Here is an 11,491-nt window from a genome sequence, read left to right as displayed (position 1 = left end):
AAGGGCTGCGTAGCAGCCCCAGCAATCTGTCATGTCGCTAAGAACCTGGGGCCGCTTTGCGCCCCTTTCCGACTGGTCCGACGCCTCGGCAAGGCCGCGCCTACAGGGGATTAGCGCAGCTTTTCTATGCGCCAGATACCAAACGGCTGGTGCCACGGCTCGATGCGCATCCACTGGGTCTTGCCATGCCAGGTCCAACGGTGGCCATTCATCAGATCCTCGCCCTGGGTATCGGCGTTATCGTCCAGCCCCAGCTCCCATAGCGGCAACTCGAAGCTGGCCTCCTGGGCATTGTGCGGGTCGAGGCTGATGGCCACGAGGATGAAGTTGTCACGCTCGGGCGTGCGCTTGGCGAAGTAGAGAATGTTGTCGTTCCAGCAGTTGAGGAACACCACCCCCAGGTGGGTCTGCAGGGCGCGGTTCTGCCGACGGATGCGGTTGAGCTGGGCGATCTCGGCGACAATGTTGCCGGGCTGGGTGAATTCGCGCGGGCGGATCTCGTACTTCTCCGAATCCAGGTACTCCTCCTTGCCCGGCAGCGGCGTGCCTTCACACAGCTCGAAACCCGAGTACATGCCCCAGAGGCCCGAGCCCATGGTCGCCAGCGCGGCGCGGATAAGAAAGCCGGCACGGCCCGAGGTCTGCAGGAAGAACGGATTGATATCCGGCGTGTTGACGAAGAAGTTGGGCCGGTAGCACTGGCTCCACGGCGGCTGGTTGAGCTCCTCGACGTATTCACGAAGCTCTTGCTTGGTATTGCGCCAGGTGAAGTAGGTGTAGCTCTGCGCGTAGCCCACCTTGCCCAGGCGCGCCATCATCGCCGGGCGCGTGAAGGCCTCGGCGAGGAAGATCACCTCGGGGTACTGGCTACGCACATTGGCGATCAGCCATTGCCAGAACGGCAGCGGCTTGGTGTGCGGGTTGTCGACACGGAAGGTCTTCACGCCCTCCTCCACCCAGCCGACCACCACGTCGCGCAAGGCCAGCCACAGGCTCGGCACCGATTCAGGGGCGTAGAAGTCGACGTTGACGATGTCCTGGTACTTCTTCGGCGGGTTCTCGGCGTAGCGGATGCTGCCATCGGGCCGCCAGCTGAACCAGCCGGGGTGCTGCGTGAGCCAGGGGTGGTCCTGGGAGCACTGGATGGCGAAATCCAGGGCGATCTCCAGCCCATGCTCGGCGGCGGCGGCGACCAGCCGGCGGAAGTCCTCGCGGCTGCCCAGCTGCGGGTGGATGGCATCGTGCCCACCCTCGGGGCTGCCGATGGCGTAGGGACTGCCGGGGTCACCGGGCTCGGCCTGCAAGGCATTGTTGCGGCCCTTGCGGTGCTTCATGCCGATGGGGTGGATCGGCGGGAAGTACAGCACGTCGAAGCCCATGTCGCGGACCATCGGCAGGCGCTGGTGCACGTCATTGAACGTGCCATGACGTTCAGGATCGTCGGTGACAGAGCGCGGGAACAGCTCGTACCAGCTGGCGAACAGCGCCGCCTCGCGGTCCACGTCCACGGCAAATTCGCGGCTTCGGGTGAGGTAACTGCGGTGCTCGGCCTCGGCCATCAGCTGGGCGGCATCAGGATGCAACAGCAACGCCACCTGGTCATCCACCAGCAAATCCGGCAGGCGCTGTTGCAACCGTTCAAGCTGCTCGCGCAACAGCCCGTCGCTGCGCTCGATGCCCTGGCCCAGCAGCAGCCGGCCCTCCTCCAGTTCGAGCTTCACGTCCACACCGGCGGCGTACTTCTTCTCCAGGTCGTGGCAGAAGGTGGCGAACGGGTCGATCCAGGCCTCGATGCTGAACAGGTGCAAGCCCAGATCGGCGGGGGTGAACTCTGCCTGCCAAAGATCGTTGCCCGGCGAGTGCATTGCCACGCAGTGCCAGCGCCTGCTGTGGGCCTGGCGCCAGTTCAGGCTCACCGCCAAGCGGTCATGGCCGTCGGTGTAGACCTTGGCGCTCACCTCGACCTTGTGCCCGCGCACCGCCTTGGCGGCGAAGGTGCCGCCGTCGAGCACCGGGCTTGCGTCCTCGATCACGATGCGCGGGGCCAGCAGCGCCTGGGCCAGGCTGATGGCCTGGTCCGGGTGATCGTTAGCCATGGCCACGCTTTCGAACGGCTCTTTACCAGACATCGACCTGCTCCCCTGGGCTGGTGGCGGTAAGGGTTCAGAGCCCTGTTGGCGCGCGGGGGTTCAAAAAAAATGAGCGTCGGGCGCAGGCCTGGGTCAAAGCCTGCGACAACGCTTCATTCATCCCGCGAGGCCAGGCCCATGAACATTCCCATTCCACCGGAGACACCCGACCCGAACATCGACGACCCGACCTTGCCGCCGCCGGTGCCCGAGGAGGATCCGGACGAGCTGCCGATCAAGCCAACCGTGCCGCCGACCGTGGGCGATCCGCCGAGCCAGGAGCCGCCAGTGAAAGCTTGAGGATAGACAAGGTTGTGAGAGGTTGACCGCCTGAACCGGCCCCTCGCGGGCAAGCCCGCTCCCACAAGTGCCGTGTCGCCTGAGTGGGAGCGGGTGTGCACCGCGATGAGGCCGGTCCTGACAAGCACAAAGCCGCGCCCGATACACCTGGTATTTCTGCCAGTGGCGCCCGATCACGAAGCCAAGTACAGAGAAGCACCACCCTCTGACGGTCACCTCCGGCATGCGCTCGCGCCTCTACATCGCCTTCCACCTGCAATGGATCCTCGCTGGCCTCCTCGAACAGAGCCCGCACCGGATCCGGCCGAACATCGCCATGGACGAACTGGGCGCCGACAGTTTCGACGTGGTGGAACTGCAAGCCATCGTGGAGGAAACATTCGGCATCTTGATCCCCGATCAAGTCCAGACCTACACCACCTTTGCCGAGCTGGTCGACCTGGTCTACAAGGCGATGCCTAGCCCCCCAGCTCCTCCACGCTGATCTCACGCATCCGGAACTTCTGCACCTTCCCCGTCACTGTCATCGGAAATTCATCGACAAAACGGAAATGCCGTGGCGTCTTGAAATGCGCCAGCCGCGCCTTGCACCACTGCTGCAACTCGTCCGCCGTGGCACTGTGCCCAGGATGCAGGCGAATCCACGCCACCACCTCCTCGCCATACTTGCTGCACGGAATCCCCACCACCTGCGCCTCGGCCACCGCCGGGTGGGTGTGGAAGAACTCCTCAAGCTCGCGCGGATAGATGTTCTCGCCACCGCGAATGATCATGTCCTTGTTGCGCCCGACGATGCGCACGTAGCCTTCGTCGTCCATCACCGCCAGGTCGCCGGTGTGCATCCACCCGGCCGGGTCGATGGCGTCATGGGTGGCCTGCAGGTTGTCCCAGTAGCCGAGCATCACGCTGTAGCCCCGGGTGCACAGCTCGCCGATCTCGCCCCGGGCAACGATGCGCCCTTCAGCGTCCACCAGCTTGGTCTCCAGCTGCGGCTGGGTGCGGCCCACGGTGGTCACGCGCAGCTCCAGGCCATCGTCCGGGCCGGTCTGCAGCGACACCGGGCTGGTCTCGGTCATGCCGTAGGCGATCTGCACCTCGGCCATGTGCATCTGCTCGATGACCTTGCGCATCACCTCGATCGGGCAGGTGGCGCCGGCCATGATGCCGCTGCGCAGTGTAGACAGGTCCAGCACGGGGCGGCTGGGGTGATCGAGCATGGCGATGAACATGGTCGGCACGCCATAGAGGATGCTGGCGCGCTCCTCGGCCACTGCGCGCAGGGTGAGTTCGGCGTCGAAGGCGTCGTTGGGGTAGATCAGGGTGCTGCCGTGGGTGATGCAGCCGAGATTGCCCATGACCATGCCGAAACAGTGGTACAGCGGCACCGGGATCACCATGCGGTCCTGCTCGGTCAGGCCCAGGCTCTCGCCGACCATGTAGCCGTTGTTGAGCAGGTTGTAGTGGCTCAGGGTCGCGCCCTTGGGCGCGCCAGTGGTGCCGGAGGTGTACTGGATGTTCACCGGCTGGTCGAACTGCAGGCCCTGCTGCCGGGCTTCGTAGACGGCGGGTTCCACCTGCCCTGCCCGCCCAGCCAGCGCGGTCCAGGGCACGAAGCCCATGGGCGGCTCGGCGGCCAGGCTGATCACCCCGCGCAGGTCGGGCAGGCGCTCACTGGCCAACTCGCCCACGGCATGTAGCGCCAGCTCAGGTACCAACGCCTGCACCATCGCGTGGTAGTTGGAGGACTTGAAGGCATCGGCGCACACCAGCCAACGGCAGCCGGACTGGCGCAGCACGTATTCAAGCTCGCCCACGCGATAGGCCGGATTGATGTTGACCAGGATGGCGCCGACCTTGGCACTGGCCAGTTGCAGAATGCACCACTGGGCGCAGTTGGGCGCCCAGATGCCGACCCGCTCGCCCACCTCCACGCCCAGCGCCATCAAGGCCCGGGCGTGCACATCGACCTCGGCGGCCAGCTCGCGCCAGCTGTAGCGCACTCCCTGGTGGCGCACCACCAACGCCTCGCGCTCGCCGTGAAGGGCGACGGTGGCATCGAAGGCCTGGCCGATGGTCAGGGTGAGCAAGGGTTTGTCTTGACGGCCGCGCGTGTAGCTTGGTTGAGGCATGGTTGTCCCTTCTTGTGGTTGTTCTGGGCATGACTGAAGCAGGCGGTAGTTACTCTGGCGCAGATTTACGTTTACGTAAAGGTGACGTTGCGATTGACAGTCCCGGAAGGCAGGTTTACGTTAACGTCAACCGCAGACATGACGGCGTTGTGGGAGCGGGCTTGCCCCGCGATGAGGCCGGACCAGGCAATACCGCTGGCCGTTCTGACGGGCATCGCGGGGCAAGCCCGCTCCCACAACGCCGCAGCAACCGCTCCCATTTCAAGAACAAGAAGGTGCCCGCACATGCATTACCCCAGCCTGAACTTCGCCCTGGGCGAGACCATCGACATGCTCCGCGACCAGGTGCGCACCTTCGTCGCCGCCGAACTGGCGCCGCGTGCCGCGCAGATCGACCACGACAACCTGTTCCCCGCCGACATGTGGCGCAAGTTCGGCGACATGGGCCTGCTGGGTATCACCGTGCCGGAAGAATACGGCGGCGCCGGCCTGGGCTACCTGGCCCACGTGGTGTCGATGGAAGAGATCAGCCGCGCCTCGGCTTCGGTGGCCCTGTCGTACGGCGCCCACTCCAACCTGTGCGTCAACCAGATCAACCGCAACGGCACCCACGAGCAGAAGCTCAAATACCTGCCCAAGCTGATCAGCGGCGAGCACATTGGCGCCCTGGCCATGAGCGAGCCCAACGCCGGCTCTGATGTGGTATCGATGAAGCTGCGCGCCGAAAAACGCGGCGACCACTACGTGCTCAACGGCAGCAAGACCTGGATCACCAACGGCCCCGACGCCAACACCTACGTGATCTACGCCAAGACCGACCTGGACAAGGGCCCCCACGGCATCACCGCGTTCATCGTCGAGCGCGACTGGAAAGGCTTCAGCCGCAGCAACAAGTTCGACAAGCTCGGCATGCGCGGCTCCAACACCTGCGAGCTGTTCTTCGACGGCGTCGAAGTGCCGGAAGAAAACATCCTCGGCCAGCTCAACGGCGGCGTGCGCGTGCTGATGAGCGGCCTGGACTACGAGCGCGTGGTGCTCGCCGGCGGCCCCACCGGCATCATGCAGAGCTGCATGGACCTGGTGGTGCCCTACATTCATGATCGCAAGCAGTTCGGCCAGAGCATCGGCGAGTTTCAGCTGATCCAGGGCAAGATCGCCGACATGTACACCCAGCTCAACGCCAGCCGCGCCTACCTTTACGCCGTGGCCCAGGCCTGCGACCGCACCGAAACCACCCGCAAGGACGCCGCCGGGGTGATCCTCTACACCGCCGAGCGCGCCACGCAGATGGCCCTGGAGGCCATCCAGATCCTTGGCGGCAACGGCTACATCAATGAATTCCCGGCTGGGCGCCTGTTGCGCGACGCCAAACTGTACGAGATCGGCGCCGGCACCAGCGAGATCCGCCGGATGCTGATCGGCCGCGAACTGTTCAACGAAACCCGCTGAGCACAAGGAACCGGCGTCCATGGCTACCTTGCATACCCAGATCAACCCACGCTCGGCGGAATTCGCCGCCAACAGCGCGGCCATGCTCGAACAGGTCCAGGCCCTGCGCGGCCTGCTCGCCCAGGTCAGTCAGGGCGGCGGGCCGAAGGCCCAGGAGCGGCACACCTCGCGCGGCAAGCTGCTGCCCCGCGAGCGTATCGACCGCCTGCTCGACCCAGGCTCGGCGTTTCTCGAGATCGGCCAGCTGGCCGCCCATGAAGTCTATGGCGAAGACGTGCCGGCCGCCGGCGTGATCGCCGGCATCGGCCGGATCGAAGGCGTGGAGTGCATGATCGTGGCCAACGACGCCACGGTCAAAGGCGGCTCCTACTACCCGCTGACGGTGAAAAAGCACCTGCGCGCCCAGACCATCGCCCTGCAGAACCGCCTGCCGTGCATCTACCTGGTGGACTCCGGGGGCGCCAACCTGCCGCGCCAGGACGAAGTGTTCCCCGACCGCGAGCACTTCGGGCGGATCTTCTTCAACCAGGCCAACATGAGTGCCCTGGGGATCCCGCAGATCGCCGTGGTGATGGGCTCCTGCACCGCCGGTGGCGCCTATGTGCCGGCCATGGCCGACGAGGCGATCATGGTGCGCCAGCAGGCGACCATCTTCCTGGCCGGCCCACCGCTGGTGAAGGCCGCGACCGGTGAAGTGGTCAGCGCCGAGGACCTCGGTGGCGCCGACGTGCACTGCCGCACCAGCGGCGTGGCCGACCATTATGCCGACAACGACGAGCACGCCCTGGCCATCGCCCGGCGCAGCGTCGCCAACCTCAACTGGCACAAGCAGGGCAAGCTGCAGTGCCAGGCGCCGATCGCGCCGTTGTACAACGCCGAGGAGCTGTACGGCGTGGTCCCGGCCGACGCCAAGCAGCCGTTCGACGTGCGCGAGGTGATCGCTCGCCTGGTCGACGGTTCGGTGTTCGATGAGTTCAAGGCGCTGTTCGGCACTACCCTGGTGTGCGGCTTCGCCCACCTGCACGGCTACCCGATGGCGATCCTGGCCAACAACGGCATCCTCTTCGCCGAGGCCGCGCAAAAAGGCGCGCACTTCATCGAACTGGCCTGCCAGCGCGGCATCCCACTGCTGTTCCTGCAGAACATCACAGGTTTCATGGTCGGCAAGAAGTACGAGGAAGGCGGCATCGCCAAGCACGGCGCCAAGCTGGTGACCGCCGTGGCCTGTGCGCAGGTGCCGAAGTTCACGGTGATCATCGGCGGCAGCTTCGGCGCCGGCAACTATGGCATGTGCGGCCGCGCCTACGACCCGCGCTTCCTGTGGATGTGGCCCAACGCGCGCATCGGCGTGATGGGCGCCGAGCAGGCGGCCGGCGTGCTGGCCCAGGTAAAGCGCGAACAGAGCGAGCGCAGTGGCGAAGTGTTCAGCAGCGAAGACGAGAAGAAGCTCAAGCAGCCGATCCTCGACCAGTACGAGCGCCAGGGCCACCCCTACTACTCCAGCGCCCGGCTGTGGGACGACGGCGTCATCGACCCGGCGCAGACCCGCGATGTGCTCGGCCTGGCGTTGTCCGCCGCGCTGAACGCCCCGATCGAACAGAGCCGCTTCGGCATTTTCCGGATGTGACCCATGAGCGAATTCGCCACCCTTGAACTGGTCAAGGACCCTCGCGGCTTCGCCACCCTGTGGCTGAGCCGGGAAGACAAGAACAACGCCTTCAACGCGCAGATGATCCGCGAACTGATCGTCGCCCTCGACCGCCTGGCCGAGGACGCCAGCCTGCGTTTCGTGGTGCTGCGCGGCCGCGGCCGGCATTTCAGTGCCGGCGCGGACCTTGCCTGGATGCAGCAGTCGGCGCAACTGGACTTCAACACCAACCTGGACGACGCCCACGAACTGGGCGAGCTGATGTATGCCCTGCACCGGCTCAAGGCGCCGACCCTGGCCGTCGTGCAAGGCGCGGCCTTCGGCGGTGCGCTGGGGCTGATCAGCTGCTGCGACATGGCCATCGGCGCCGAGGATGCGCAGCTGTGCCTGTCGGAAGTGCGCATCGGCCTGGCCCCGGCGGTGATCAGCCCGTTCGTGGTCAAGGCCATCGGCGAGCGCGCCGCCCGCCGCTACGCCCTCACCGCCGAGCGCTTCAGCGGCGTGCGCGCCCGTGAGCTGGGCCTGCTGGCCGAGGTGTACCCTGCCAGCGAGCTGGACGCCCAGGTCGAGGCCTGGGTCGACAACCTGCTGCACAACAGCCCGCAGGCGCTGCGCGCCACCAAGGACCTGCTGCGCGAGGTGGACGCTGGCGAGCTGAGCCCGGCCCTGCGCCGCTACTGCGAGAACACCATCGCCCGCATCCGCGTCAGCGCCGAAGGCCAGGAAGGCCTGCGCGCTTTCCTGGAAAAACGCCGCCCCGCCTGGCAAGACAACAAGGAGCCGCGCCCATGAGCCGACCCACGCTGACCACCCTGCTGGTCGCCAACCGCGGCGAGATCGCCTGCCGGGTGATGCGCACCGCCAAGGCCATGGGCCTGACCACCGTGGCCGTGCACAGCGCCACCGACCGCGATGCGCGCCACAGTCGCGAGGCCGATATCCGTGTCGACCTCGGTGGCACCAAGGCCGCCGAAAGCTACCTGGTGATCGACAAGCTGCTCGCCGCGGCCAAGGCCAGCGGCGCCCAGGCGATCCACCCGGGCTATGGCTTCCTGTCGGAGAACGCCGGTTTTGCCCGCGCCATCGAGCAGGCCGGGCTGATCTTCCTCGGCCCACCGGCCAGCGCCATCGATGCCATGGGCAGCAAGTCGGCGGCCAAGGCACTGATGGAGCAAGCCGGGGTGCCGCTGGTGCCGGGCTACCACGGCGAGGCCCAGGACCTGGAGACTTTCCGCGCCGCCGCCGAGCGTATCGGCTACCCGGTACTGCTCAAGGCCAGTGCCGGGGGCGGTGGCAAGGGCATGAAGGTGGTCGAGGACGAGAGCCAGCTGGCCGACGCCCTGGCCTCGGCGCAGCGCGAGGCGCAGTCGTCGTTCGGCGATGCGCGGATGCTGGTCGAGAAGTACGTGCTCAAACCGCGTCATGTGGAGATCCAGGTGTTCGCCGACCAGCACGGCAACTGCCTGTACCTCAACGAGCGTGACTGCTCGATCCAGCGTCGCCACCAGAAGGTGGTCGAGGAAGCCCCGGCGCCGGGCCTGTCCCCCGAGCGGCGCAAGGCCATGGGCGAGGCCGCGGTGCGCGCCGCCCAGGCCATCGGCTACGTGGGCGCCGGCACCGTCGAGTTCCTGCTCGATGCCCGCGGCGAGTTCTTCTTCATGGAAATGAACACCCGCCTGCAGGTGGAGCACCCGGTCACCGAGGCCATCACCGGGCTCGACCTGGTGGCCTGGCAGATCCGCGTGGCCTGCGGCGAACCGCTGCCGCTCACCCAGGAGCAGGTGCCGCTGATCGGCCATGCCATCGAGGTGCGGCTGTACGCGGAGGATCCGGCCAACGAGTTCCTGCCGGCCACCGGCACCCTGGCGCTGTACCGCGAGTCGGCGCCGGGCGAAGGCCGCCGGGTGGACAGCGGCGTCAGCGAGGGCGACGTGGTGTCGCCGTTCTACGACCCGATGCTGGGCAAGCTGATTGCCTGGGGCCAGGACCGCGAGCAGGCGCGCCTGCGCTTGCTGGCGATGCTCGATGAGTTCGCCATTGGCGGGTTGAAGACCAATATCGCCTTCCTGCGCCGCATCCTTGCACACCCGGCATTTGCCGAGGCGGAGCTGGACACCGGGTTCATCCCGCGTCACCAGGATGTGCTGCTGCCTGCGCCCCAGGCGCTGCCGGCGCAGTTCTGGGAGGCGGCCGCCGAGGCGTGGCTGCAAGGCGAGCCAGCGCTGCAGCGCCAGGACGACCGCGCTTCACCGTGGGCGGCCCGCGATGGCCTGCGCCTGGGCTTGCCGGCGCGCAGCAGCCTGCATTTGCAGTGCGACGGGCATGAACAGGCGGTGGCACTGGAGCGCAGCGCGCCTTCGACTTATCGGCTGGAGAGGGAGCAGCTGTGTCATGACCAGGACGGCCTGCGCCGTCGTCACCTGGCGGTGCGTCGGGGCGGCACCTTGTACCTGCAATGGGCCGGCGAGTTGCACGCCATCAGCGCCCATGACCCGATTGCGGCGGCAGAAGCCAGCCACAGCCATCAGGGCGGGCTGGGCGCACCCATGAATGGCAGCATCGTGCGAGTGCTGGTCGAACCGGGACAGGTGGTCGAGGCCGGTACCGCGCTGGTAGTGCTGGAGGCGATGAAGATGGAGCACAGCATTCGGGCGCCCCACTCCGGGACGGTGAAGGCGCTGTTTTGCCAGGAGGGGGATATGGTCAGCGAGGGGACAGTGCTGGTCGAGCTGGAGGCGGAGTAACGGCGGCAATGTGTTCGCCGAAAGGGTTGTTTCGCCTATGAGATCGAGCGCCGCCCGCGCGGCGCATCGCGACGCAAGGCCGCTCCCACATTTGTTGCAACGTGCCGAACCTGTCAGGCCATGGTTGCCCGCCCTGGCGCATGTCTTGAGACAGGCGGGGCGGCAGCAGTGTCTATGCTGGGACCGCGTCGGACCAACGAGGCGGACCAGGTAATGGCACAGGATTGACTGGCCCGAAACAGATGTGGGAGCGGCCTTGCGTCGCGATGCGCCGCGCGGGCAGCGCTCGATCTCAAGAGCACTGAAGGCCCCCCGCCTGGCACCTCGCAGCCCCAACACGACCTGCGTGGGAACCTAGAGCACCCCGTGCATCCGCACCACAACACCAAGGAACTCGCAGCCCTCCTCGCAGACCAGGGTCGGATAGGCATTGTTGAGCGCCTTCAGATACCGCTGCCCACCCTCCTCGGTCAACTGCCGAAAGATCGCGGACTTGCCAGGCAGTCGGGCAATCACCAGGCGCCCCGGCTCGGCGGCCACGCCGTCATCAACCAGGATTCGAACCCCCTCGGGCACGCTCCTGCCGCTGGCAGCACTCATGGTGTCGTTCTCGACCGTCAGCCAGAACGCCTTGCCCTGGGCCAGGTAGTCGGTCTGCTCGAAGACCTCCGGCGCTTCCTGCTCCTGCTGACCCAAGGTGCTCCAGTCACGTACCGGATAGCGGAAACACACGAAGTATTTTGCCAGCCCGTCATCATCATCCTCGTCCTCGAGGCCATAACGCGCCCGCTCCTCGCCCACCTGTCCCAGCACACGCAGTTGCATGCTGACCTGGTAATGCGGCATGCCCAACTCGATGAACGTACGGTTCATCGAGTCGACCCGAGGCTGACGGCGTTTCTTCAGCCAATGGCCGATGCTGCCCTGGGAGACCCCAACGCGTTCGGCAAGCTGCTCCTGGGAGATATCGAGTTCCTCGATCCGTTCCCGGACCAGGGCTATCCATTTGTCCATATTCATCGCAGGCACGATACGGACTGCCTCCCTGCGTTCAATACACATCAAGTAGTATTTGTCCAAACACATTTCAAT

Annotated in this window: 9 protein-coding genes; 6 read left to right on the top strand and 3 right to left on the bottom strand. The window is 66.2% G+C overall.

The features are described from left to right. Positions 1-110 precede the first annotated feature (110 nt). Complete coding sequence (locus AC25ND_RS18010) at positions 111-2,129, bottom strand: alpha-1,4-glucan--maltose-1-phosphate maltosyltransferase (protein ID WP_028692509.1); 2,019 nt, start codon at positions 2,127-2,129, stop codon at positions 111-113. 138 nt (positions 2,130-2,267) lie between these two features. On the opposite strand from AC25ND_RS18010, the gene AC25ND_RS18005 reads away from it, so the two are divergent. Then, the gene (locus AC25ND_RS18005) at positions 2,268-2,429 is read left to right on the top strand and encodes a hypothetical protein (protein ID WP_167388392.1); all 162 of its coding nucleotides are present in this window, start codon (positions 2,268-2,270) and stop codon (positions 2,427-2,429) included. 223 nt (positions 2,430-2,652) lie between these two features. Next, positions 2,653-2,913 carry an acyl carrier protein gene (locus AC25ND_RS18000; RefSeq protein ID WP_197866619.1) on the top strand — a complete coding sequence of 87 codons (261 nt, stop codon included), beginning with the start codon at positions 2,653-2,655 and terminating at the stop codon, positions 2,911-2,913. On the opposite strand, the gene AC25ND_RS17995 is transcribed toward AC25ND_RS18000, so the two are convergent. Continuing rightward, positions 2,888-4,558 carry an AMP-binding protein gene (locus AC25ND_RS17995; RefSeq protein WP_028692511.1) on the bottom strand — a complete coding sequence of 557 codons (1,671 nt, stop codon included), beginning with the start codon at positions 4,556-4,558 and terminating at the stop codon, positions 2,888-2,890. The genes AC25ND_RS18000 and AC25ND_RS17995 overlap by 26 nt on opposite strands. 285 nt (positions 4,559-4,843) lie before the next feature. Between AC25ND_RS17995 and AC25ND_RS17990 the strand changes: the two genes are divergently transcribed. The 4 genes from AC25ND_RS17990 to AC25ND_RS17975 are packed head-to-tail and all read left to right on the top strand — an operon-like array spanning position 4,844 to position 10,399. Further along, positions 4,844-6,007, top strand: a complete 1,164-nt coding sequence (locus AC25ND_RS17990) for an isovaleryl-CoA dehydrogenase (RefSeq protein WP_486976465.1) — start codon at positions 4,844-4,846, stop codon at positions 6,005-6,007. 19 nt (positions 6,008-6,026) lie between these two features. Further along, the gene (locus AC25ND_RS17985) at positions 6,027-7,634 is read left to right on the top strand and encodes a carboxyl transferase domain-containing protein (protein ID WP_486976464.1); all 1,608 of its coding nucleotides are present in this window, start codon (positions 6,027-6,029) and stop codon (positions 7,632-7,634) included. 3 nt (positions 7,635-7,637) lie between these two features. Then, complete coding sequence (locus AC25ND_RS17980) at positions 7,638-8,447, top strand: gamma-carboxygeranoyl-CoA hydratase (RefSeq protein ID WP_028692514.1); 810 nt, start codon at positions 7,638-7,640, stop codon at positions 8,445-8,447. Beyond that, complete coding sequence (locus AC25ND_RS17975; RefSeq protein ID WP_486976463.1) at positions 8,444-10,399, top strand: acetyl/propionyl/methylcrotonyl-CoA carboxylase subunit alpha; 1,956 nt, start codon at positions 8,444-8,446, stop codon at positions 10,397-10,399. The genes AC25ND_RS17980 and AC25ND_RS17975 overlap by 4 nt, the downstream gene beginning before the upstream one ends. Positions 10,400-10,753: 354 nt before the next feature. Here AC25ND_RS17975 and AC25ND_RS17970 read toward each other — a convergent pair whose 3' ends face one another. Beyond that, positions 10,754-11,461 (bottom strand): XRE family transcriptional regulator, encoded by a 708-nt coding sequence (locus tag AC25ND_RS17970; protein WP_062575698.1) that lies wholly within the window; start codon positions 11,459-11,461, stop codon positions 10,754-10,756. Positions 11,462-11,491: the final 30 nt, after the last annotated feature.

This window comes from Pseudomonas sp. P110(2024), from assembly GCF_057480795.1.
Note: the sequence above shows the minus strand (reverse complement) of the source record. Positions and strands in the feature narration are given on the sequence as shown.